The organism is Vibrio sp. N418 (genome assembly GCF_000222565.1).
Classification (GTDB): domain Bacteria; phylum Pseudomonadota; class Gammaproteobacteria; order Enterobacterales; family Vibrionaceae; genus Vibrio; species Vibrio scophthalmi.
Genome location: NZ_AFWD01000006.1, coordinates 112,046 through 135,012, shown reverse-complemented (window position 1 = coordinate 135,012; position 22,967 = coordinate 112,046). Strand labels below are relative to the sequence as shown.

Sequence of the window (22,967 nt, the reverse complement as noted above, 5' to 3'; positions counted from 1 at the left end):
GTTTTTTATCTTATACAAGATCAAGAAATTGAGAACGAAATCGTTTATAATCTGAAGGTTTATTTGAAAAATACCCTATTTGCCGGAGATGGACATGAAAGTTGTTGAAGTAAAACACCCGCTTGTTAAACACAAAATTGGTCTAATGAGAGAAGGTGACATCAGCACTAAGCGCTTCCGCGAGTTAGCGACTGAAGTTGGTAGCCTACTAACTTATGAAGCAACCGCAGACTTTGAAACAGAGAAAGTGACCATTGATGGTTGGAATGGCCCTGTTGAAGTAGATCAAATCAAAGGTAAAAAAGTAACGGTAGTGCCAATCCTACGTGCTGGTCTTGGCATGATGGATGGTGTTCTTGAGCATATGCCAAGCGCACGTATCAGTGTTGTTGGTATTTACCGTGATGAAGAAACACTTGAGCCAGTACCATACTTTAACAAGCTTGCTTCAAACATCGATGAGCGTATCGCACTTGTGGTTGACCCAATGCTTGCAACGGGCGGCTCTATGATCGCAACGATCGATCTACTAAAAGAGAAAGGTTGTCAGGCAATCAAAGTACTTGTACTTGTTGCGGCTCCAGAAGGTATTGAAGCTCTAGAAAAAGCGCACCCAGATGTCGAACTATACACGGCTGCGATCGATGAAAAACTGAATGACAAAGGTTACATCGTTCCTGGTCTTGGTGACGCAGGCGATAAGATCTTCGGTACTAAGTAAACCGAATCCAATAAAAAGAGGAGCTGATGCTCCTCTTTTTTTGTGTTTAGAATATGCTCTCACAGAGCACGAAATCAAAATTGGTCATTCCATAGAGCGCGTTAGCGCGAGTAGGGAATCTCGCCCTTTTTCTCGCTTCTGCTCTCAGCTCTATTTACTTCTTCAAACCCAATGTACCACCTACGCGTGGCTTATTGCTTGGACGTGATGAGTTTGGACGCGATGAACTCGGACGAGAGTTATTGTCGTTCGAACGGCCTTTATAGTTCGGCTTGTCATTGTAACGGTCGTTATTGCGTTTATCGTTGCTACGAGCGTCGTTGCTGCGATCGTCGTTGCTGTTACGATTACCAGAGCGCTCATTATGACGACTTTGACCACGTTCGTTACTGCGCTCACGATTTTGCTCACCATGACGACCTTTCTTTGAGTTAGGTGCATGGCGGAACTCGTCGGCATTACGGCCTTTAAAAGTACGAGTGTTTTGATTACGGCGCGCGGTTGACTCTTGGTTCTCTTCGCGGCTATCAAACAATTTAGCATCAGTTGCTTTGCGAATGTGTTTGCCTTTAGCGTCGGTCTTTGACGCTTCTTCGGTACTGACAGAACCTTCACACATGGCATGAATTTCGTTGATTTCGTCATCGCTTAAATAGCGCCAGCGGCCATTTGGAATATCATCCAGCGTGATGTTCATGATACGAACACGACGCAGTTTAAATACCTCATAACCCAGAGCTTCACACATGCGACGAATTTGACGGTTTAAGCCTTGCGTCAATACGATACGGAATGAAAATTTGGTTTCTTTGGTGACTTTACATGGCAGAGTAACGGTATCAAGGATGTTAACGCCTGAGCCCATACGACGGATAAAATCGTCCGTGATTGGCTTATCAACACGCACTACATATTCTTTTTCGTGGTTGTTGCCAGCACGTAAGATCTTGTTAACGATGTCGCCATCGTTGGTTAGAAAGATCAGACCATCAGAAGGTTTATCAAGACGACCAATCGGGAAGATACGTGAGCGGTGGCCAATAAAATCAACAATGTTGCCCGGAATGTCGCGTTCGGTAGTACAGGTAATACCGGTTGGCTTATTTAGAGCAATATAGACAGGTTTTTCTTTGGCTTTGAGCGGTTGACCGTCAATGCAAACGTCATCACCAGGCATCACTTTGGTACCCATTTCAGGGATCTGACTATTAATGGTGACACGACCTTGGTCAATCAGCTTATCTGCTTCACGACGAGAGCAGTAGCCAGTTTCACTGATGTATTTATTTAGACGTTTAGCGTTATCTTGTGACATTTAGGTCTTCCTCAACGTTTCCCAACGGCAGTTAATTAGAAAAAAATGCAGCCCTATGGCTGCATTTCACATTTTAACACTAAGAGAAAGCCTTAACCTAACCGTTTTTGATGGCGCTCACGGTTTTCTAGCTTCTTTTCTTGGCTTTTTCGCAACAAGACATAAACCGCGCCAGTACCACCATGGAATTGTTGAGCGCTGTGCACCGATTGCACTTCTTTAATCTGCACTAACCATTGGGCAAGATAGCTTTTCATCTGTGCGGGTGGATTAGAACGCTCACCACGACCGTGCACAATGAGCACAGTACGAATATCCATGCGGATACATTGCTTTAAGAAGATCACTACTTCGTCGCGGGCTTGCTTTAGCGTGCGACGGTGTAGGTCCAATTTCGCTTGAATGGGGTACTTGCCTAATCTGAGCTTACGGTAGACGCCTTCTTGCACACCATCGCGTTTGAACTCGATGATCGCTTCCGGTTTTAGCGAAGGGGCGTAATCAATCGAGAGATAATCAGGATCTTCTTCCGTTAGCCAAATGGCCGCCGCTTGCTTAGCGAGTTGCGCATCACTGGTGTGATGAATTTTTTTTAGCTCGGCAGTGTCGTTATTAATTGGTTTTACGTCACCCATCATTTGCTGAAAAAGGGTGAAATCGTCGTCTTGAGACATAGAGGCATCTCAGGGTAAGAATCTAATGAGATAATTATACGAAAGCTTAATGGTAAAAGGGCAAATTTTTAAGGGATACAGAGCAGTTAGTGAAAGGAGTGTGATTAGACGAGAGTGGAGAGTTAAAATGGTTGTAGAGTGGCTTACGCAGCAAAGCGAAAAACCCGAAGTAGATAAATTATCTACTTCGGTGCAAGGCGCTACAGTTGCCTACCGCGATGCTAAGCGATCTAGTGAGGAGATTTGTCAGTCATTACTTTGTAAACGATGAAGCCACCGTAGAAGAACATAAGACCTAAAGCGCAGAAGATGACTAACATTGATGACAGCCCTACCGCATTACCAAAAAGAAGTTCAAGCCAAAAGTCCATGTTTCCCCCAAAGTTTTTGAAGACAGGTTTACGTTAACGGATGGGGTTTAAAATGATAATGATCTGGATCAATTGTATCCTTTTGGTTGTTATTGTGTTCTTTTTTGTGCGCTTTCAATCACACTTTGTGGCCCGTTGCTGATGTTTTAGGCAAACGAACAATAAAAGCAAAAAAGCTTAATGAAATCACTTGCGTTAAGTTCAGGAATCCGTAATATACGCCTCGTCGACAGGCAATACGACTTGTAAGACATCTCGGTGAATAGCGCAGCTTGGTAGCGCATCTGGTTTGGGACCAGAGGGTCGGGGGTTCGAATCCCTCTTCACCGACCACTTTTAAGAAAAAGGCTCTACAGAAATGTAGAGCCTTTTTCGTATCTGTACGTTTTATATATCCCCCATGCTCAAAGCACAGGAAAAGAATCAGCACTTGGAAAAAGCTCTCCGATCTCTCGGTGACCCTAACGTGCATGATGAACCTATGAACCTATGAACCTATGAACCTATGAACCTATGAACCTATGAATTTAGTACTTAAATTCGCAGTTCGCTTGGCTGCTGGTTGAGCGCTGAGTGACGGTAAAGCCTTTATTACGCAGTAGTGACACTAGGCTATCTCGGCCAATCAGGTGTAATGTCCCCACAACCACTAAATAGTTGCCTTGTTTCTTCGGTAAAATTTCTCTGCTCGCGAGCTTATTCGCCCAATCTTGATTGCGCTGATAGATGAATGCTTGCTCAAATTCAGGCGACATTTCTGTTAAGTGCGAAAATTCATTGAGTTTCGCGATATCACCACTCTTCCAGCTCTTAATTAAGCAGTGCATTGCATTTTCTGAATGATCAAACTGTTCGATCGCATTCGTGAGTAGCTCTTGCCCACCATTGGCTTGCTGGGTGAGAAGATCAATTTGAAATTGCAGCGACTCCAAACCCAGCACGGGCTTACCTTGATTAATCGCTTGCGACAGTAGCCAAAGATCCACCCCATCTTGAGGTTTGTAGCCTAAGTATTCGATTTGCTTCATTTGTATTGCCAATGCAGATGCCCAAGGTGGGGTCTGTAGCAGCTGTTCTCCATTTAGATTGAGCAGATTGGCAATTCCAAGCAACTCCTTTTGCTGATGTTGTGAGAGAACATCTTGACTGAGAACTTGAGAGTGAGGGTATTGCACCTTGTTCTGGTTGCGGATGTCAGCCTCAAGGATGATGCCATCAGAATGGGTTAAAAAGGTGGTGATAGCCGCGGGCAATGGGTACATGTCAGCATCACCGACGTGCACTGAGCCGACGAGCAATAAGTTGAGCTTACCCTTGCTTGCTTGCCAGTAGAGAGGCTCTGCGGTGGATAATTGGCTAAAGAAGAAGGTTGTGAGTAAGCAAATCAGTCGAATCATAGAGAGTCACAAAAGGTGCATTAATCAGATTGATTATAAGCATGAGTCTAATTGCGTTGCTATGCAACACTCATCGTCAGGCCTTTATGCTGGTTATCTCTGATCGGTTGAACAAAGGGATTAGTTTGCAGTAATAATTAAGCCCTCGTCAAAGTGGACTAATTTTTTGATGTGAAATAACTCGCAAAAAATTGTATCTCACTGGGTAGAGATAAAAAAGCCCAGTCTAAATGACTGGGCTCTAGCAATCGCAAAAGAACGAATTAAGCGATTTGTGACTGTTGCTCTTCGAGCTGTTGCTCGATGCTGATGGGTGCTTCTGCACCGTGCATCCAGCGTACCAGAGTGTTTGAGAAAAATAGGAGCACCACGCCGCTGATTGTTGCGGTTACCGCGATGCCACTAAAGATAGACAGTGCACCTAGCTCACCCACGTGCGAGCCAACGTAACCTGCAACATAGTTTGCGATAGCATTACAACCAAACCATGCCCCCATCATCAGTGATGCTAGACGCAGTGGCGCTAGTTTAGTGACCAGTGATAGACCAATCGGTGATAGGCATAGCTCACCCAGGGTATGGAAGAAGAATGCGCCGACTAACCAAAGCATAGAGGTTTTTACGGTTGTATCGCCGCCTTGCTCCATTACAGCACCTACCATACATAGGAAGCCAAGTGCGAGGAAGAACATTGCCATAGCAAACTTCACTGGCGAGTTTGGTTCACGTTTGCCCAGTTTTACCCAAAGAACAGCAAGCAACGGCGCAAGTGTAATGATAAAGAATGGGTTAAGTGACTGGAACCAAGCCGCGGGCACTTCAAAGCCACCGATCATACGGTCGGTATATTGTTGAGTGTAGATGTTCATCAGACCGCCTGCTTGTTCAAAGCCAGCCCAGAATACGATAGTAAAGACACTCATCACTAAGATAACTTTAATTCGATCGAACTCTTCTTTAGTCAGAGGCTCTTTTTTATTTGAGTTTTTAAGCTCTAGATCGCGTTTAGCTGCAGGCTCACGACCGATATCGCCAAGGCATGATTGTGCGAATGAAAGTTGCATTACTAGGCTCATCAGCATACCAATGCCGGCAGCAATAAAGCCCGCTTTCCAACCAAATTCATTGGTTACTGAACCCGAAACGACACCGGCCAGTAGTGCACCAATGTTAATGCCCATGTAGAAGATAGTGAATGCGCCATCACGACGGTTGTCGCCTTCTTGGTAAAGGTCACCCACCATGGTTGAGATATTTGGTTTAAACAGACCATTACCGGTGATCAATAGCGCCAAACCGAGATAGAAGCTGTGCATCATCGTCATGCCAAGTATGTCAGATGGCAGTGCCAAGGTAAATTGACCGATCGCCATTAGTGCGCCACCAATTAAAATTGAGCGACGTTGACCAAGGTAGTTATCTGCTAACCAGCCGCCGATAAGCGGTGTGATGTAGACGAGTCCAGTATAAATGCCGTAGAGATCTAGAGCATCTTTAGTCGACCAGCCTAAGCCACCATTTATAGTTGTATCTGTTAAATACAAAACCAAAATAGCGCGCATCGCATAGTAAGAGAAGCGTTCCCAAAGCTCAGTGCCGAAAAGCAGAAATAGACCACGAGGATGGCCCAAAAATTGTCGATGTTGTATTTGCATAAGTTTTACTAATAGTTATGAATAGAGAATTTTATAGCGGTAATACCTATACATGATGAAATTACGTAATGCAAATTATCTATAATTAGGAGTGATAGAGAAAAGTGTGATAAGTGGCTGAAATTTGGCTTTTTAGTGTTGAAATTGTGCTGTTTTTGTTCAATTAAAAACTAAGGTTTCATATTTGAGTGGCTGTTTTATAGCGATGAAAATGTGATTAAGTGATTGGTTTTATTCTAAAAAATGAAAAAAGGGACGCCAAAGCGCCCCTTTTTGATGTGATTGACTTTTAGTAAGCGTCGTTGTGAACAGCTTTCACCGCACGACCTGAAGGATCTGCACAGTTTTTGAACGACTCATCCCACTCAATCGCTTTCGCTGATGAACAGGCGACAGATGGACCACCAGGAACACACTCTGCCGCAGAAGGCAGTGGAAACAACTCTTCAAAGATTTCACGGTATACGTAGCCTTCTTTGGTGGTCGGTGTGTTGTATGGGAAGCGGAACGCCGCTGTTTCTAGTTGCTGCTGCGTTACTTTTTCTTCTGCCACTTCTTTTAATGTATCAATCCAGCTATAACCAACGCCGTCAGAGAATTGCTCTTTTTGACGCCATGCAATCGACTCTGGCAGATAGTGTTCAAAACACTCACGTAAGATGTGTTTTTCCATCTTACCGTTGCCACACATCTTATCCGCAGGATTAAGGCGCATTGCAACATCGATAAACTCTTTATCAAGGAAAGGTACACGGCCTTCTACACCCCATGCAGCGAGTGACTTGTTGGCGCGAGCACAATCAAACATGTTCAGTGCTAGCAGTTTACGCACGGTCTCTTCATGGAACTCTTGAGCATTAGGGGCTTTATGGAAGTAGAGGTAACCGCCAAAGATTTCATCCGCACCTTCACCAGACAACACCATCTTGATGCCCATGGCTTTGATCTTGCGACCAAGCAGGAACATCGGCGTTGAAGCTCGAATCGTCGTGACATCGTAGGTTTCGATATGATAGATAACATCACGAATCGCATCCAAACCTTCTTGAATGGTGTAGGTCATCTCATGGTGAACCGTACCAATTTGATCGGCGACTTCACGAGCGGCTTTCAAATCAGGCGCACCTTCAAGACCAATCGCGAATGAGTGCAATTGTGGCCACCATGCTTCTGATTGCCCATCATCCTCGATACGCATTGCTGCATAGCGTTTTGCAACAGCAGAAGTAATTGATGAATCAAGGCCACCAGAAAGAAGCACACCATAAGGCACATCAGTCATGAGTTGGCGTTTAATCGCTGCTTCAAGCGCTGCGGTTAACTCTTCTTTACTGGTGTGGTTATCTTTTACTGCGGCGTAGTCGTTCCAATCACGCAGGTAGTAGCGTTGTGGCTCGCTATCTTGGCTGCTGTAGCTGCAACCCGGAGGGAATTCACTAATGGTTTTACACACTGGAACCAGGGCTTTCATCTCAGAGGCGACAAAGTAGTTACCGTGCTCATCGTAGCCTTGGTAAAGAGGGATAATACCAATGTGGTCGCGGCCAACCAGATATTGATCTTTCTCTTCGTCATAGAGAACAAAAGCGAAAATACCGTTAAGTTCTTCTAACAGTGCTTCACCCATATCTTGGTAGAGTGCCAGAATGACTTCACAGTCAGAGTCAGTTTGGAAGTCGTACTTGCCTTCGTAGCGGGCACGGATCTCTTTATGGTTATAGATTTCGCCATTAACCGCCAGTATGTGTTTGCCATTTGGGCTATAGATTGGTTGCGCACCACTGTTGAGGCCGACGATGGCTAAACGTTCGTGAGCCAGAATCGCTTTATCTGAAGAATAGATACCCGACCAATCCGGTCCGCGGTGGCGTAGTTTTTTCGACATCTCAAGTGCGATAGGGCGCAGTTGAGCAGCGTCACTTTTAATATCTAAAATGCCAAAAATTGAACACATACTAATCCCTTATTTAAACTGTATTTATTTCTTGTATATAAACTTGCCATTCTGGTTAAGAAATGCAACCCATAGCGATAAAAAAAATCACAAAAGTGCCATTGCATTAAATAATATTTAATTTAACTTCGTTTGATTAAAAAAAATCCACCATTTGGTGGATTTTAGACCGTTTATCTAAGGGCGCTAACTAAAGCATTAAAAAAACTATGGTTTTTCAAAGCTTGGGCTCAACTGTTCGCAAACGTGACGGGCAAAGCCGCTACCAGCCTCACTATAAATGTTAAAGGCTGCGTCAACGCCATGCTCTAGCAGTGTATCCAGTTGATCTGGGTATTCGGCAATCGCCGCTATTTGGCCTTGATAGTTTCTTAGGTGTAATTGTTCGAGTGCGATTTGGTTACCTTGATGGTGTGGCATTGCTAACAGCACGAGTTTCACTTTGCCAGTATCCAAAATACGTTCCCAAAAATCGGGGTCGGTCGCGTCACCGGAAATCACGTTTCGGCCATGCGCTTTATGGATATGCGCCGCTTCTTCACGCACCTCAATACCTAGGCTGATTTTGCCGTAACGTTGGCGTAGTTCGTCGTAAGCACCAGTACCAATGCGGCCCATACCTAAGATAAGAATTTGTGCGTGGCCAGGATTGATTAATTGATCGCGCACATTTAATTTTTCTGCAGCGTGCTCTTTTAACCAACGTCCAGAACGTTGATAAAGTGCGTGACCTTGGCGGTTGATTGGCGCGGCAAGGATAAAAGAAATGGATACCGCAATCGCCAGTGCGACCAAAATGTCGCCGCTCATCCAACCCATCTTAAAGGCCAAGCCGCCAACAATCAGGCCAAACTCACTGTAGTTAAATAGACTAAGTGATGAGAGTAGTGAGGTGCGCACGCGGAATTTGAATGAGTTCAGTACTAAGAAGTAGAGAATGCCTTTTAGTGGCAGCATCAGCATAAAGATCAAAGCCAAGGCAAAGCCAGCCAGCGTTGGTTGTTCTGATAAACCGATGTTGAGGAAGAAGCAGACTAAAAACAGCTCTTTGAGGTTAAACAGTGATTTGGATAACTCTGAGGCTTTTTTGTGTCCAGCCAGCAACATACCCAAAATCAAAGCGCCAAGATCGGCTTTCATACCTACTAGTTCGAATAGTCCAGCCCCGACAACGAGAGCGAAGAAGATGCCAAACAGTACCAGCATCTCACCGTGACCAACCCAGTCGAGTAACTTGTAAAACAACGGACGCATAAACGGTAGTGCAAATATAACAACGGCATACCATTCCGGCAATTTTCCAGTCGATGCCGTTAGGAAGATCACCGCGAAGATGTCTTGCATAACCAAGATGCCAATCGCGATTGTGCCGTAGGTTGCGTTGAGCTCGCCTTTTTCTTGCAAAGATTTTACCGCAAAAACGGTACTAGAGAAGGAGAGGGCAAAGCCAAGCAAGACGATTTGATCAACGCTCATTGCGCTGAGTGAACCCACACCGAGAATTTTTAAGCACAATAAAGCGGCTGAGAAGAGTGCAGTAGACAACACATTGTGAATGGTTGCTCCGGCCCAGATCTCTTTAGACAGCAAGGTTTTGAGGTCAAGCTTCAAACCAATGGTGAACAGCAGCAAGGTTACACCCAGATCGGCGAGGGTAATGATGGTGTCGTTGGAGCTAAAACCTGCGGCTTTTAAACCAAAACCAGCCAGTAGGAAGCCAACCAGTGGGGGCAGGTTACATTTCAACGCTACAAAGCCTGCGATAAATGCAGCTGAAATTAAGATGATTTCCATACAATAAAACTACTCTGTCCCTAAAACGAAAAAGGCTATGTCATTGACATAGCCTGGTATTCTAACTCAACTTGTTGCCTAAGCGATCAGTCTTCCAGCAATTTTTGTAACAAAACCCCGTTTAACATAGCGCGTTTGATCATCGCAAAAGCACTCATGGTCGGTTGTTTGTCGATCTGTGAAGCGACTATCGGTAATTCTGCGTGGAAAGTTGGCAGCGATTGGTTTTCAACATTACGACGAATCGCAGGGAAGAGAATATCTTCACAGCTGGTAATGTCGCCAGCAATGATCACTTTTTGTGGATTAAACAAGTTGATAGTCATTGCGATGGCTTTACCCAATTGGTTACCAACACGAACCAGACTTTGGGTTGCTAGTTCGTCACCTCGATTGGCGTGCTCGCAAACATCTTTAATGGTAATGCTGCTCAGTTCACTTAGGCTTGATTCGTAGCCTTGTGCGGTAAGCTTTTTCACACGTTCAACAATAGCAGGGTTTGCGGCGACGGTTTCTAAACAACCGAAGTTCCCACATTGGCATTGCTCGCCAAGTGGATCAATTTGGATGTGACCAATTTCGCCTACGTTGCGGTTATAGCCTAAGAATACTTGACCATTAACGATAATACCCGCACCGGTACCGCGATGAACGCTGACTAGAATAGAATCTTGGCAATCTTGGCTGGCACCAAAGTAATGTTCGGCTAATGCCATGCCACGCACGTCGTTACCGACGAAGCACTCAACATGGAAGGTATTAGTAATCAGATCACCAATCGCCAAGTTATCCACATTGATATTGGGCATATACTCAACCACACCCGTTTCAGGGTTGATCAAGCCAGGTAGCGCAACACCAATAGCGATTAATTGGTTAATGGTCGATTGATTATATTGAATGAAGTTCTTGAGGAATAACAGCAACCCATCGACAAGCTCGCCTTGGGTGGTGTAATAGAACTCTTGATAATCAGACGCCAGTTCTTTACCGCCAAGATCAAACAGACTGAACTGAATGTAATCTCGACCTAAACGAACGGCCACTGAGTGAAAGGGCGCTTCTTCTGTCGTCAGCGATATTGCACGACGACCGCCAGTAGAGGCTTGTTGAGCGACCTCTTTAATGAGGCCGCGTTCGAGAAGTTGGCGGGTAATCTTAGTCACGCTCGCAGGAGCTAGATGACTGACATCAGCAACCTGTATCCGCGAAATAGGACCTTGTTGATCGATCAGTCTGTACACTGCTGCACTGTTTAGTTGTTTAACTAAATCTACGTTACCTATTTGTCCGCCATTCATGTCTACACTTGCTCGTATTGTCCGTTAACAATATTCGCTTGGATTTGGAAGTCGCGATTAAACACGGTTAGGTTAGCAATCATGCCTTTCTTAACTCGGCCTAATTTGTGATCAACTCCAATTGCTTTTGCTGGGTACAAAGTAGCCATGCGGATAGCTTCATCCAAAGCGATTCCGACGTGCTCAACAGTATTTTGTACTGCTTCAATCATAGTGAGAGCTGAGCCGCCCAATGTGCCGTTTTCATCAACACACTTACCTTCTCGGTAATATACTTTCTTACCAACAAAAATAAAGTAATCCATGTTGGCACCTGCAGGAGCTGTGGCATCGGTCACTAATACTAATTTTTCACCTTTAATTTTGTGAGCGATACGGATGTTTGCGTAGTCCACATGGAAACCATCAGCAATGATACCGGCATAAACATCAGGCGTATCGTAAATAGCACCAACCACACCCGGTTCACGGCCGACCATTGGTGTCATAGCATTAAACAGGTGAGTGGCAAAAGTGATACCGTGCTCAAAGCTTTCACGAGCTTCTGCGTAAGTTGCATTAGTGTGACCGATAGAAACCACAATACCCGCTTCTTTTAGGCGAGCGATGTGCGCAGGATCGTTATGCTCAGGCGCCAGTGTTACTTTGGCGATAACGTCAGCGTTGGCACACATGAAGTCAACCATGCTGTCATCTGATGGGCGAATGTAATCAACGCTGTGAATCCCTTTTTTCGCTACGTTAAGGTAAGGACCTTCAAGGTGCAGACCTAGCGATTGGTTTTGGTATTTCTCTTGGTATTCACGAGCAGCGGCAACAGATTGACGCATATCTTCATCTGAAGAGGTGATAAGCGTAGGGAGGAAGCTAGTACAGCCAGATTTTAGGTTAGCTTCATGCATGGTTTGCATTGTTTCTGCGGTGATTTCATCATTTAACATCACACCGCCACAACCATTTAACTGCAAGTCAATAAAGCCAGGGCTTAGGTTTGCACCGTCTAGGTCACGGGTTTCGATACCGGCTGGTAACTCAGAAACAGGACACACAGATTCGATGACGTTGTTATTGATAATGACAGCGTGGTCAACCAGAACATCGTTGCCTGTATAGATTTTACAGTTTGTTAGCGCATACATGATTAGCTAATCCTTATAAAGTTGAACTCTTGAAATTTTGTCGCGACCCAAAACTGGAGACAAAATCCTCACTTGTTTACTTTATTTGTGAGCTTCAATTAGGTCGCAAAATATCTTTAGCAAATGAAGGATATTCCCTCTCTTAGCATGATTGACGTGCACTTCATCGCGAAATCAATCCATTAGTAATGGCAATATTGTTATTAGAGCTAAGGCCTTATGCAATAAGACATTAAACTTGAATGTTTCGTATTTCAGTGCGGCGAATAATATCTGCTAAATGGCATTTTTTTGAATTGTAAAATAAGTTTTATGATCTCGCTAGCAAAAACCTTCCGCTATACCTATTTCTGGTGATTATGATCACAAATGATAAGGTTTTAATTTGCGGAGCAAAATTAATGTCATAAACTGAGTTCGACTAAATTGAGCAACAAAAAAAAGTCGCTCGACCAAAATACAAATCCTATAGGGGGAACTAAAGGTGAATATTCTTGGATATGCACAGAAGTTAGGTAAAGCACTTATGCTTCCTATCGCAACACTACCTGTTGCGGCGCTTCTACTACGACTAGGTCAACCAGACCTACTAGACATCGCGTTTATGGCATCAGCTGGTAACGCGATCTTCAGCCAACTACCACTACTATTTGGTCTAGGTATCGCAATCGGTCTTTCTAAAGACGGTAACGGTGCTGCAGGTCTTGCTGGTGCGGTTGCTTACTTCGTACTAACAGCTACAGCTGCAACAATCGATGCAAGCGTTAATATGTCATTCTTTGGTGGTATCATTGCTGGTATCATCGCTGGTCACTCTTACAACGCTTTCCACATGACTCGTCTTCCTGAGTGGTTGGCATTCTTTGCTGGTAAACGTCTAGTTCCTATCATGGCTGGTCTGTTTGCTCTAGTAATGGGTGCAGTTATGGGGGTTGTATGGCCTTCAATCCAAGGCGGTCTTGACGCTCTAGCGCACGCAGTATCTACTTCTGGCGCTGTTGGCCAATTTGTATACGGTACTCTTAACCGTGCACTTATCCCTGTAGGTCTACACCACGTTCTGAACTCTTACTTCTGGTTCGGTATGGGCTCATGTCAAGAGATCGTAATCTCTGCTGCATCTGCTGCTGGTCAAGCTCTACCATCACTAAAACAGTTGTGTGTTGACCCTGCTCTAGCGAAAACTCTAGTAGCTGGCCAAGAGTACACGTTCAACTTTGTTAACACAGTAACGCCTGAAATCACTGCAACTGTTAACACTGTAACTGATACTATCAAGTCTGGTGACCTACACCGCTTCTTCGGTGGCGACAAGTCTGCTGGCGTATTCATGAACGGTTTCTTCCCAGTAATGATGTTCGGTCTACCTGGTGCAGCTCTTGCAATGTACCTAGCAGCGCCTGCTGAAAAACGCAGCCAAGTTGGTGGTGCACTATTCTCAGTAGCATTCTGTTCATTCCTAACGGGTATTACAGAGCCTCTAGAGTTCATGTTCGTGTTCCTAGCGCCTGCTCTATACGCAATGCACGCGGTATTCACTGGTCTATCTCTAGTAGTAGCTAACATGTTCGGTACTCTGCACGGCTTCGGCTTCTCTGCAGGTCTAATCGACTTCCTACTAAACTGGGGTCTAGCGACTAAACCACTAGTACTTCTAGTAATCGGTCTAGGTTTCGGTGCTCTATACTTCTTCACTTTCAGCTTCGCTATCCGCGCTTTCAACTTGAAGTCGCCAGGTCGTGAAGATGATGACGAAGCAGCTACAGCAGCTCCAGCTGGTGAAGCAGTTAAAGGTGACTTAGCTCGCCAATACCTAAAAGCACTTGGTGGTCATGACAACCTGACTTCAATCGATGCTTGTATCACTCGTCTACGTCTTACTCTAAAAGACCGTACTGTTGCTAACGAAGATGTTCTTAAGAAGCTTGGTGCGAAAGGTGTTGTGAAACTAGGTGAAAACAACCTACAAGTTATCCTTGGTCCTCTAGCTGAAATCGTTGCTGGCGAAATGAAAGCAATCGGTGCTAACGAAGACCTATCTGATGTAAAACTTCCATAGTAACCACGGGTTAATATGTAAGTCTAAAAGCCTCCTTCGGGAGGCTTTTTTACGTTTGGAGGAATTAAAAAACCACTCTAAGGCTGTCGCTGGCGCTGGGAAGGGATTATTTAGCAATAAAAGACGAGTTCTTGTTGTGTCTTGAGTCAGAATTGTGGATCATTAGTCTCACTATGGTCTGAGCAGTGATTTTGCTGTCTCAGAGCCACTTTTATCTGACAATACTAAAACAATTGAGGTGCTATAGATGAGTGAAGCTGAAGCTCGTCCATCGAATTTCATTCGCCAAATCATTGATAAAGATTTAGCAGATGGTACACACACAAGCGTGCATACTCGTTTCCCGCCAGAGCCTAACGGTTATCTGCATATCGGTCACGCTAAGTCAATTTGCCTTAACTTTGGTATTGCTCAGGACTATCAGGGTCAGTGTAACCTTCGTTTCGATGACACAAACCCAGAAAAAGAAGACGTTGAATACGTTGAGTCAATTAAGAATGATGTGAGCTGGTTAGGCTTCGAGTGGAGTGGTGATGTATGTTACTCATCAAACTACTTCGATAAGCTATACGGCTACGCAGTGGAATTAATTACCAAAGGCTTAGCGTATGTTGAAGAGCTAAGTCCTGAGCAGATCCGTGAATACCGCGGTACGCTAACGCAACCTGGTAAGCCAAGCCCATACCGCGATCGCAGTGTGGAAGAGAACCTTGCGCTATTTGAAAAGATGCGTGACGGTGGCTTCCAAGAAGGTACAGCGTGTCTACGTGCGAAGATCGATATGGCATCATCGTTCATCGTAATGCGCGATCCTGTTCTTTACCGTGTGCGTTTTGCAGAGCATCATCAAACCGGTGACAAGTGGTGCATTTACCCAATGTACGACTTTACGCACTGTATTTCAGATGCGCTAGAAGGCATTACTCACTCAATCTGTACGCTTGAGTTCCAAGACAACCGTCGTCTATACGATTGGGTTCTTGAAAACATTACGATTGATTGCCAACCTCGTCAGTACGAGTTCAGCCGTCTAAATCTAGAATACACTGTGATGTCTAAGCGTAAGCTTAACCAACTTGTGACTGAAAAATTGGTTAACGGTTGGGATGACCCACGTATGCCGACTATCTCTGGTCTACGTCGTCGTGGTTTTACGTCAGCGTCTATCCGTGAATTCTGTAAGCGTATTGGTGTAACCAAGCAAGACAACATGATCGAAATGGGCTCTCTTGAGTCTTGTATCCGTGATGATTTGAACGAAAACGCACCTCGTGCGATGGCAGTTCTTGATCCGGTTAAGATCGTGATTGAAAACTTCGAAGCAGGCAAAGTTGAGACATTGACGATTGCTAACCATCCAAACAAACCTGAAATGGGTGATCGTGAAGTACCCTTTACTCGCGAAGTTTGGATTGAGCGTGAAGACTTCCGCGAAGAAGCGAACAAGAAGTACAAACGTTTGGTGCTAGGCAAAGAAGTTCGTCTACGTGGTGCTTACGTGATCCAAGCTGAACGTATCGAAAAAGATGCTGAAGGCAACATCACAACGATCTTCTGTAGCTACGATGCAGAGACGCTAGGTAAGAACCCAGCTGACGGTCGCAAAGTGAAGGGTGTTATTCACTGGGTATCTGCAGAGCAAGGTGTACCCGCGGATATTCGTCTATACGACCGTCTATTCACTGTGCCTAATCCAGCGGCGGCGGATAACTTTGCTGAAACAATTAACCCTGATTCACTGGTTGTGTTGAATGGTTTTGTTGAGCCAAGCCTAGCAAAAGCGGAAGCAGAAAAAGGTTACCAGTTCGAACGTATGGGTTACTTCTGTGCGGATAAGAAAGACTCTTCTGCTGAGAAGCTGGTCTTCAACCGTACGGTTGGCCTACGTGATACTTGGGCGAAAATTGACGCAGAGTAATCGTGAACAATTGATATGAAAAATGCCAGTCGAATGACTGGCATTTTTGTATCAACAGTATGTATGACACCACTAATAAAAAAGCGCCAAATAGGCGCTTTTTTATTTTATTTTGCTTTATGAGCGTCTGGATTACCTTTGCAGGTACCATCGCCACATTTACCGTAAAGGTATAGGCTGTGATTGGTTAGAGTCACATTGTATTTGGCTGCGATTTCGCGTTGACGTTCTTCAATGACGTTGTCAGAAAACTCGATTACTTCGCCACAATCAAGACACACTAGGTGATCATGATGATGTTGAGTTGATAGTTCAAAGACAGATTTACCGCCTTCAAAATGGTGGCGCGTAACGATACCTGCATCATCAAATTGGTTTAATACACGATAAACCGTTGCAAGACCAATCTCTTCACCAAGATCGATCAGTTTTTTGTACAACTCTTCAGCACTGATGTGTTGGCAGTCAGGTTGCTGTAGTACTTCTAATATTTTAAGTCTAGGTAGTGTTACCTTTAGACCAGCATCCTTGAGCGCTTGATTATTGTCTGACATATACTTTCCTGTTGATGATCTGCAGTGTTGAACAGAATTCAATATTCCCACCATTATAGGGCAGGTTACGATAACAATAAACCACGAACTTCAAAGGGTTACTTATATTTATTGTAAAGTTGTGGGGTGTCACGGATAAAACTGGTCTAATTAGTTACAATTGATTAACCTTTGTGTGTTCGTTATCAGTATTGTGCTATGAGTTCTTTATTTTCAAGAGTTTACAAACCTAGCTTTGTTAAATTTGCTTTAAATTGTTGGCCGCCATTTTGGGGCGCCGGGATAAAAATCCTTTATATCAGCGATGATTTTCGCCAAGTGCGGGTACGCCTAAAGTTGCGCTGGTGGAATAAAAACGCCAATCGCAGTCAGTATGGCGGCAGTATGTTTTCACTCACGGATCCGATTTACGCATTGATGTTAATGGGGATTTTGGGTGAGCAGTATTTTGTTTGGGATAAACAAGCGAGCATTAACTTTATTCAACCCGGTCGAGGTGACCTTTTTGCCGATTTTGATTTAACCGCGGGTCAATTAGATGAGATTTATAGCCAAACATCATCAGGTGATAAGAGCTTTCCTGAGTTTATAGTACATATTAAGGATGAGCAGGGTGACATCGTCGCTGAAGTGCAACGTAAATTGTATGTGCGTAAAAAACCGAAGTATCGCGAAGAGGAAATGGAGAAATAAGAAAATAGGGGAGAGAAAAAAACCTCCCGGAGGAGGTTTCTTAGAAATTAGCCTTCTAGCTCAGCTAGGCACATTTCATCGTAAATCTGTTTACACCAGTTATTTACACGTTCTTCGGTAAGTTCTGGTTGGCGGTCTTCATCGATACATAGACCAACAAATTGGCTATCGTCGCCTTCAACAAGCGCTTTTGAAGCTTCAAATTCGTAGCTTGCTGTTTCAGTGTAACCTAGGATTGTGCCGCCTTTCGCTTCAACGATATCGCGTACAGTACCCATTGCATCACAGAAGTACTCTGCGTAATCTTCTTGATCGCCACAACCGAAAATTGCAACAAGCTTGGTAGAGAAGTCAACTTGCTCAAGTTCAGGGAAGAAATCATCCCAGTCACATTGTGCTTCGCCGTAATACCAAGTAGGGATACCTAGTAGAAGAAGATCAAAGTTATCAATGTCTTCTTTGCTGCTTTTCGCAATGTCTTGAACGTTAACTAGCTGCTTGCCTAGTTGTTTTTGAATCATCTTTGCAACAGCTTCAGTGTTACCTGTGTCACTACCAAAGAAGATACCTACACTTGCCATAGATTCATTACCTTTACAATTGTCTACTTATTAGCATTTGGCTAAGGGTTAACCTAAACCTGTCCCTTCCCAACTTATCTGGATTAATCCTTTAACGATGAATCCAGCACAGCCAAGAAAGAGAACCAACCACACGATGCGACGCCCAAAGGGAGGAACATTACCAGCCTTTAATACATCTTTAATCGCCATACCAATTAAGAAAAAGATAGCAGCGAACAACAGGTCGAGACCAATAGACTCGATCATGTTCATGTAGTCGTAAAGCATGGCATCCCTTTATGCTAATTTACTTGCGCAGCACTATACCACTGTTATCCACCAAAGTTAATGCGATCGTCTCTCACTTTATGCTTATACCATTATAAATCAGTATCGCCGCATTAGGCCGGATCAAAATCGTGGTTAACTGTGATATTGCCTCGTAGTAAAGTTATCGTTTCGTTTTTAATCATCGTATTTTTAGGCAATAAATTTACGAATAGTACGCAATACCTCGGCTGGTTTTTCTGCATGCAACCAATGGCCAGTGTTGGCAATGACATGGGCTTTGGCGTGTTGGAACTGAGCTTGAATTTGTGCTTGATGCTCTGGCAGCAGGTAATCTGAATCCGCCCCCTTAATAAATAAGGTTGGGGTTGAGACCGTATTGATTGGCTGCCAGCCCATAATATGGCTGTAATTGTCCCATAAGTGAGAGACATTAAAACGCCAAGCAAGATGCTCTTCATTTTTGTACAGTGATTTGCTCAAAAATTGTCGAACACCATCGATCTCAATATGTTTCTCCAGTATCTCCATCGCTTGTTTGCGATCACTTGGTTTTTCCGCCTCGACGGCTTTTAGGCCTGCAAAGACATTGGTGTGACGTTGTTGGGTATATTCCACTGGTGCCATGTCGAGAACGATCAGTCTTTCTACTTGATCTTCGAGTAGCTCGGTCAGTTTCATTGCCACTTTACCGCCCATCGAATGGCCAATTAAGGTAAAGCGTTCAATCGATAATGCTTTCAGTAAATCCGCAATATCCTGAGCTTGCGCTGCATAGGTATGTTCACTGGAATGTAACGACTGACCATGGTTACGTAAATCGACACTCAGTACTTGGTAGTCGTGTTTTAAGTCGCGCGCAAGTAGGCCAAGGTTATCGAGATTTCCGAATAAACCGTGGATCAAAACAATGGTGTGACCCTCACCTTCGAGTTTGTAGTTGAGCTGTTGTGACATTTTATCTTATTCGTGACTGGTTTAACGTAGAGTCTGAGAGAAGATCTCGCTATAATCGCCTCAGAGTTTAAACATAGAGATTGTGAAAAGCGAATGAAAACAATTGAGGTTGATGAGGATCTATACCGTTACATCGCAGGTCAAACCCAACATATCGGTGAAAGTGCATCCGATATTTTGCGTCGATTGTTGAATGTAGATGGACAAGTTCAGGCCGCTCAACAGCAACCTATTATTGAGCCAATCGGCTTAGTAGTGAGTAAAGACGCTGTGAAAGAAGTTCAATTGGATGGCGTGAAAGAGATGCGTTCCCTGTTGATTTCAGATGAGTTTGCTGGCCTTAAAAAAGCCATTGACCGTTTTATGCTAGTGCTTTCTACGCTGCATCGTATTGATCCAGAAAGCTTTTCGGAAGCTACCCAAGTTAAAGGCCGTAAGCGTGTCTACTTTGCTGATAATGAGCAAACGTTGCTAGCGAACGGTAACACCACGAAACCGAAGGCGATTCCAGCCTCGCCTTTCTGGGTGATTACTAATAACAATACCAGTCGTAAAAGACAAATGGTTGATCAACTCATGTCACGGATGAGTTTCCCTGCAGACCTGATTGAAAAAGTAACCCTCTCAATCTAGTTTGTAGCACAGAGCCTCATAATATTGCGTTAACAGTTATGGGGCTTTTTTGTATCTATAAAATTTAGAAAGGATGTCAAAATGGCTATGCACCCGAGAGCTGGACAAAAGGCTCAACAACAGGATCTTCATAATATTCCTGTTTTAGTTTCGAATTACTTCCTGTTGCAACCAGACCCAAGTAACCCCGCTCATAAAGTTGAGTTTGGTACTTCAGGTCACCGTGGTACGGCAGACAAAGCGACTTTTAATGAAAACCACATCTTAGCGATCGCACAAGCGATTGCGGAAGTACGTGCTGAGCAAGGTACTAAAGGTCCGCTGTTTGTCGGTAAAGATACTCACGCTTTGTCTGAACCTGCATTTGCTAGCGTACTTGAAGTATTGGTGGCAAATGGTATCGAAGTGATTGTCCAGCAAGATAATGGCTATACGCCAACACCGGGTGTGTCGCATGCTATTTTGACTTACAACCTTGCGCACCAAGATAAAGCTGATGGTATTGTGATTACGCCATCGCACAACCCGCCGCAGGATGGGGGTATTAAATACAACCCAACTCATGGTGGCCCTGCTGAAGATGCGTTAACTAAAGCGATTGAAAACCGTGCGAATGTTCTGATTGCAGAGGGTTTGCAAGGGGTGAAGCGTATGCCGTTAGCCGATGCCAAAGCATCGCCATTGTTTAAACAGGTGGATTTGGTTAAGCCATACATTGATGACTTAGTTAATGTTATCGATATGGAAGCGATTCAAAAAGCCAACTTAAAGCTGGGTGTTGATCCACTTGGTGGCAGCGGTATCGATTACTGGCGTCAAATTGGTAAAGCGTACAACCTTGATCTAACTCTGGTTAGCGAAGCGATTGATCCTACGTTCCAGTTTATGTCTTTGGACAAAGATGGTGTTGTTCGTATGGACTGCTCATCGCCATACGCAATGGCGGGTCTACTGGCACTTAAGGACGATTATGACTTGGCATTTGGTAATGATCCTGATTACGATCGTCACGGCATTGTGACCGCAAAAGGGTTGATGAATCCAAACCACTTCTTAGCGGTATGTATCGACTACCTATACCGTCATCGTCAAGGCTGGGGTAAAGAGGTTGCAGTAGGCAAAACACTGGTTTCTAGTGCTCTGATTGACCGTGTTGTCGCCGATCTTGGTCGCGAACTGTGCGAAGTGCCGGTTGGCTTTAAGTGGTTTGTTGATGGCTTATACAGCGGTCAGTTTGGTTTTGGCGGCGAAGAGAGCGCAGGGGCTTCATTCCTACGTAAAGATGGCACGCCTTGGTCAACTGACAAAGATGGCATCATCTTATGTTTACTTGCGGCGGAAATTACGGCAGTAACCGGTAAAAATCCACAGCAATATTACGAAGAGCTTGCGGCGAAGCACGGTGAATCGAAATATAACCGTATTCAAGCGGTGGCGAATGGCCCACAAAAAGACGTATTGAAGAAGCTTTCTCCAGAGATGGTCGCTGCCGATACGCTAGCGGGTGACGCGATCACTGCTCGTCTTACGCACGCACCAGGTAATGGCGCAGCAATCGGTGGTTTAAAAGTGACCACTGAAAATGGCTGGTTTGCCGCTCGTCCATCAGGCACTGAAGATATCTACAAGATCTATTGTGAAAGCTTCAAAGGTGAAGAACACCTCAAGCAAATCGAGCAAGAAGCCCAAGAGATCGTAAACCAAGTGTTCAAGGACGCGGGTTTATAGAATCAAGAAGTGAGAACCTAGAGGCGAGAATAGAGAATCGGAAGGCGAGAATAGAGAATAGAGAAAGAGCATCGAGCGCAATGTTCGGCTTTCGCTTTCCACCTCTCGCTTCTCGCATTTTCTCGCCTCTCAAAGCGTAGCATTCTGCTTTTAACCTCTCGCCTCTCAAAGCGTAGCATTCTGCTTTTAACCTCTCGCCTCTCAAAGCGTAGCATTCTGCTTTTAACCTCTCGCCTCTCGAAGCGCAGCGTTCTGTTTTCATCTCTCGCTTCTCAAAGCGCAGCGTTCTGTTTTCATTTCTCGCCTCTCAAAGCGCAGCGTTCTGTTTTCGCTTTTCACCTCTCGGTTCTCGCATTTTCTCACCTCTCGAAGCGCAGCGTTCTGTTTTCATCTCTCGCCTCTCAAAGCGCAGCGTTCTGTTTTCACCTCTCGCCTCTCGAAGCACAACGTTCTGCTTCGCTCAGCCGTGCGGCCAGCAATCGGGTACTACAAACCAAAACTGGCCCTGTTTAGTTTGGGCATGGATAAAGCGTTCTGGATTTGGGTTAATCGGCTCTAACTGCTCTCCTAAGCCAATCGCCCAACGTTCTTTGGGCAGATGAAATAGTGGTTGCTTGATTTGTTTAGATTGCGAGTAATAGCACCAATAGCCATTGATGAGTTGATCATTGAGCGGGTAGCCAAGGCAATGGGTTGGGGTGATTTCGTCACTAAATGGGTTGGTGTAAAGCCGCCCTTGCATCAATAAATGATGCGATGAGATTTCAAGTTGCGGGTACTGCTGGTGGAAGGTGTCAGAGCAAGACATCGCCAATTGATGATTAAGCATACGGTCGAGCTTTTTATCAAGCTGATCATGCGCATTGGGGCCAAACCATGTTCCTTTATGAAGAAGATAAAATTTGATCGCCACTTCCCAATGTTCAAGTTGATCGCGTTGCTGGTTATGCAATAACAGATCGATGGCTCCAAGTGTTTTACCCGCTTGGTTTAGTTGGACCTCTTCCATTGCAACGCGGTAATTGTCGCTGTGCTTGAACGCTTCGGTACACAAGTGTTGATAAAGAAAGCCTAAGCGGCGATTGCCGTGATACTGGCTATTTTCAGCCAGAGGTTGTACCTGCAAATGGCTAAGATCACTAAAGGGCTGATCGGCGGCTATCAGGTTAGGCTGGGTAATAATCCAATCATAAAAATCAGTTAGGGCAGTCATGATAATCCGTTAGCAATTGTTCGCGTTTTTTTCGACATTG

At 44.6% G+C, this 22,967-nt stretch carries 20 protein-coding genes and 1 tRNA gene; 7 read left to right on the top strand and 14 right to left on the bottom strand.

Annotated elements, in window-relative coordinates; translation table 11 throughout:
* Nucleotides 1-94: 94 nt before the first annotated feature.
* Complete coding sequence (gene upp, locus RH86_RS01775; RefSeq protein ID WP_005599329.1) at nucleotides 95-721, top strand: uracil phosphoribosyltransferase; 627 nt, start codon at nucleotides 95-97, stop codon at nucleotides 719-721.
* Between the two features lie 154 nt (nucleotides 722-875).
* Here the strand turns inward: upp and rluF are convergent, their stop codons facing one another.
* The 3 genes from rluF to RH86_RS20045 form a co-directional block, all read right to left on the bottom strand.
* Nucleotides 876-2,036, bottom strand: coding sequence for a 23S rRNA pseudouridine(2604) synthase RluF (gene rluF / locus RH86_RS01770; protein ID WP_009384590.1), 1,161 nt, complete (start codon nucleotides 2,034-2,036; stop codon nucleotides 876-878).
* A gap of 92 nt (nucleotides 2,037-2,128) precedes the next feature.
* Nucleotides 2,129-2,710: a DNA endonuclease SmrA gene (gene smrA / locus RH86_RS01765; RefSeq protein WP_005599332.1), complete on the bottom strand. Its 582-nt coding sequence runs from the start codon at nucleotides 2,708-2,710 to the stop codon at nucleotides 2,129-2,131.
* 230 nt (nucleotides 2,711-2,940) lie between these two features.
* Nucleotides 2,941-3,081 carry a DUF3149 domain-containing protein gene (locus RH86_RS20045; protein WP_009384586.1) on the bottom strand — a complete coding sequence of 47 codons (141 nt, stop codon included), beginning with the start codon at nucleotides 3,079-3,081 and terminating at the stop codon, nucleotides 2,941-2,943.
* A gap of 256 nt (nucleotides 3,082-3,337) precedes the next feature.
* On the opposite strand from RH86_RS20045, the gene RH86_RS01755 reads away from it, so the two are divergent.
* Nucleotides 3,338-3,414 (top strand) — tRNA-Pro (locus RH86_RS01755).
* Nucleotides 3,415-3,608: 194 nt separating this feature from the next.
* On the opposite strand, the gene RH86_RS01750 is transcribed toward RH86_RS01755, so the two are convergent.
* The 6 genes from RH86_RS01750 to nagA form a co-directional block, all read right to left on the bottom strand.
* Nucleotides 3,609-4,478 carry a TraB/GumN family protein gene (locus RH86_RS01750; RefSeq protein WP_005599335.1) on the bottom strand — a complete coding sequence of 290 codons (870 nt, stop codon included), beginning with the start codon at nucleotides 4,476-4,478 and terminating at the stop codon, nucleotides 3,609-3,611.
* 263 nt (nucleotides 4,479-4,741) lie between these two features.
* Nucleotides 4,742-6,133 carry a peptide MFS transporter gene (locus tag RH86_RS01745; RefSeq protein WP_009384584.1) on the bottom strand — a complete coding sequence of 464 codons (1,392 nt, stop codon included), beginning with the start codon at nucleotides 6,131-6,133 and terminating at the stop codon, nucleotides 4,742-4,744.
* A gap of 289 nt (nucleotides 6,134-6,422) precedes the next feature.
* Nucleotides 6,423-8,087: an asparagine synthase B gene (asnB, locus tag RH86_RS01740; protein WP_009384581.1), complete on the bottom strand. Its 1,665-nt coding sequence runs from the start codon at nucleotides 8,085-8,087 to the stop codon at nucleotides 6,423-6,425.
* A 207-nt stretch (nucleotides 8,088-8,294) separates the two neighbouring features.
* Nucleotides 8,295-9,881, bottom strand: coding sequence for a cation:proton antiporter family protein (locus RH86_RS01735; RefSeq protein ID WP_009384579.1), 1,587 nt, complete (start codon nucleotides 9,879-9,881; stop codon nucleotides 8,295-8,297).
* 86 nt (nucleotides 9,882-9,967) lie between these two features.
* Nucleotides 9,968-11,182 carry a DNA-binding transcriptional regulator NagC gene (gene nagC / locus RH86_RS01730; RefSeq protein WP_009384577.1) on the bottom strand — a complete coding sequence of 405 codons (1,215 nt, stop codon included), beginning with the start codon at nucleotides 11,180-11,182 and terminating at the stop codon, nucleotides 9,968-9,970.
* Nucleotides 11,183-11,184: 2 nt separating this feature from the next.
* Nucleotides 11,185-12,321 (bottom strand): N-acetylglucosamine-6-phosphate deacetylase, encoded by a 1,137-nt coding sequence (nagA, locus tag RH86_RS01725; RefSeq protein WP_005599341.1) that lies wholly within the window; start codon nucleotides 12,319-12,321, stop codon nucleotides 11,185-11,187.
* 484 nt (nucleotides 12,322-12,805) lie between these two features.
* On the opposite strand from nagA, the gene nagE reads away from it, so the two are divergent.
* Nucleotides 12,806-14,380 carry an N-acetylglucosamine-specific PTS transporter subunit IIBC gene (gene nagE / locus RH86_RS01720; protein WP_009384575.1) on the top strand — a complete coding sequence of 525 codons (1,575 nt, stop codon included), beginning with the start codon at nucleotides 12,806-12,808 and terminating at the stop codon, nucleotides 14,378-14,380.
* Between the two features lie 247 nt (nucleotides 14,381-14,627).
* A complete protein-coding gene (gene glnS / locus RH86_RS01715) occupies nucleotides 14,628-16,298 on the top strand; it encodes a glutamine--tRNA ligase (protein WP_005599343.1) in 1,671 nt (556 codons plus the stop codon).
* Nucleotides 16,299-16,405: 107 nt separating this feature from the next.
* Here the strand turns inward: glnS and fcrX are convergent, their stop codons facing one another.
* Complete coding sequence (fcrX, locus tag RH86_RS01710; RefSeq protein WP_006710465.1) at nucleotides 16,406-16,852, bottom strand: ferric iron uptake transcriptional regulator FcrX; 447 nt, start codon at nucleotides 16,850-16,852, stop codon at nucleotides 16,406-16,408.
* A 198-nt stretch (nucleotides 16,853-17,050) separates the two neighbouring features.
* Between fcrX and RH86_RS01705 the strand changes: the two genes are divergently transcribed.
* Nucleotides 17,051-17,545 (top strand): DUF4442 domain-containing protein, encoded by a 495-nt coding sequence (locus RH86_RS01705; RefSeq protein WP_009384573.1) that lies wholly within the window; start codon nucleotides 17,051-17,053, stop codon nucleotides 17,543-17,545.
* Nucleotides 17,546-17,592: 47 nt separating this feature from the next.
* On the opposite strand, the gene fldA is transcribed toward RH86_RS01705, so the two are convergent.
* From fldA to RH86_RS01690, 3 genes are all read right to left on the bottom strand, one after another.
* Nucleotides 17,593-18,126 carry a flavodoxin FldA gene (gene fldA / locus RH86_RS01700; protein ID WP_005599349.1) on the bottom strand — a complete coding sequence of 178 codons (534 nt, stop codon included), beginning with the start codon at nucleotides 18,124-18,126 and terminating at the stop codon, nucleotides 17,593-17,595.
* A gap of 48 nt (nucleotides 18,127-18,174) precedes the next feature.
* Nucleotides 18,175-18,396 carry a DUF2788 domain-containing protein gene (locus tag RH86_RS01695; RefSeq protein ID WP_005599351.1) on the bottom strand — a complete coding sequence of 74 codons (222 nt, stop codon included), beginning with the start codon at nucleotides 18,394-18,396 and terminating at the stop codon, nucleotides 18,175-18,177.
* Between the two features lie 192 nt (nucleotides 18,397-18,588).
* Entirely contained in the window at nucleotides 18,589-19,353 is a 765-nt protein-coding gene (locus RH86_RS01690) for an alpha/beta fold hydrolase (RefSeq protein WP_009384571.1), read from the bottom strand.
* Between the two features lie 93 nt (nucleotides 19,354-19,446).
* Here RH86_RS01690 and seqA point away from each other — a divergent pair, with 93 nt between their 5' ends.
* On the top strand, nucleotides 19,447-19,986 hold the full coding sequence (gene seqA / locus RH86_RS01685; RefSeq protein ID WP_005599356.1) for a replication initiation negative regulator SeqA: 540 nt from the start codon (nucleotides 19,447-19,449) through the stop codon (nucleotides 19,984-19,986).
* An 81-nt stretch (nucleotides 19,987-20,067) separates the two neighbouring features.
* Nucleotides 20,068-21,714, top strand: coding sequence for a phosphoglucomutase (alpha-D-glucose-1,6-bisphosphate-dependent) (gene pgm / locus RH86_RS01680; RefSeq protein ID WP_009384569.1), 1,647 nt, complete (start codon nucleotides 20,068-20,070; stop codon nucleotides 21,712-21,714).
* Between the two features lie 460 nt (nucleotides 21,715-22,174).
* Here the strand turns inward: pgm and RH86_RS01670 are convergent, their stop codons facing one another.
* Complete coding sequence (locus RH86_RS01670; protein ID WP_009384567.1) at nucleotides 22,175-22,927, bottom strand: DUF1853 family protein; 753 nt, start codon at nucleotides 22,925-22,927, stop codon at nucleotides 22,175-22,177.
* Nucleotides 22,928-22,967 lie beyond the last annotated feature (40 nt).

Excerpts from the sequence above, each read along its gene's own strand:
- fldA (WP_005599349.1), bottom strand. The coding sequence starts at position 18,126 with ATGGCAAGTGTAGGTATCTTCTTTGGTAGTGACACAGGTAACACTGAA.
- pgm (WP_009384569.1), top strand. The coding sequence starts at position 20,068 with ATGGCTATGCACCCGAGAGCTGGACAAAAGGCTCAACAACAGGATCTT.
- RH86_RS01670 (WP_009384567.1), bottom strand. The coding sequence starts at position 22,927 with ATGACTGCCCTAACTGATTTTTATGATTGGATTATTACCCAGCCTAAC.
- RH86_RS01750 (WP_005599335.1), bottom strand. The coding sequence starts at position 4,478 with ATGATTCGACTGATTTGCTTACTCACAACCTTCTTCTTTAGCCAATTA.
- RH86_RS01735 (WP_009384579.1), bottom strand. The coding sequence starts at position 9,881 with ATGGAAATCATCTTAATTTCAGCTGCATTTATCGCAGGCTTTGTAGCG.
- nagA (WP_005599341.1), bottom strand. The coding sequence starts at position 12,321 with ATGTATGCGCTAACAAACTGTAAAATCTATACAGGCAACGATGTTCTG.
- RH86_RS01690 (WP_009384571.1), bottom strand. The coding sequence starts at position 19,353 with ATGTCACAACAGCTCAACTACAAACTCGAAGGTGAGGGTCACACCATT.
- rluF (WP_009384590.1), bottom strand. The coding sequence starts at position 2,036 with ATGTCACAAGATAACGCTAAACGTCTAAATAAATACATCAGTGAAACT.
- upp (WP_005599329.1), top strand. The coding sequence starts at position 95 with ATGAAAGTTGTTGAAGTAAAACACCCGCTTGTTAAACACAAAATTGGT.
- nagC (WP_009384577.1), bottom strand. The coding sequence starts at position 11,182 with ATGAATGGCGGACAAATAGGTAACGTAGATTTAGTTAAACAACTAAAC.
- RH86_RS01745 (WP_009384584.1), bottom strand. The coding sequence starts at position 6,133 with ATGCAAATACAACATCGACAATTTTTGGGCCATCCTCGTGGTCTATTT.
- smrA (WP_005599332.1), bottom strand. The coding sequence starts at position 2,710 with ATGTCTCAAGACGACGATTTCACCCTTTTTCAGCAAATGATGGGTGAC.
- seqA (WP_005599356.1), top strand. The coding sequence starts at position 19,447 with ATGAAAACAATTGAGGTTGATGAGGATCTATACCGTTACATCGCAGGT.
- asnB (WP_009384581.1), bottom strand. The coding sequence starts at position 8,087 with ATGTGTTCAATTTTTGGCATTTTAGATATTAAAAGTGACGCTGCTCAA.
- fcrX (WP_006710465.1), bottom strand. The coding sequence starts at position 16,852 with ATGTCAGACAATAATCAAGCGCTCAAGGATGCTGGTCTAAAGGTAACA.
- RH86_RS20045 (WP_009384586.1), bottom strand. The coding sequence starts at position 3,081 with ATGGACTTTTGGCTTGAACTTCTTTTTGGTAATGCGGTAGGGCTGTCA.
- RH86_RS01695 (WP_005599351.1), bottom strand. The coding sequence starts at position 18,396 with ATGCTTTACGACTACATGAACATGATCGAGTCTATTGGTCTCGACCTG.
- glnS (WP_005599343.1), top strand. The coding sequence starts at position 14,628 with ATGAGTGAAGCTGAAGCTCGTCCATCGAATTTCATTCGCCAAATCATT.
- RH86_RS01705 (WP_009384573.1), top strand. The coding sequence starts at position 17,051 with ATGAGTTCTTTATTTTCAAGAGTTTACAAACCTAGCTTTGTTAAATTT.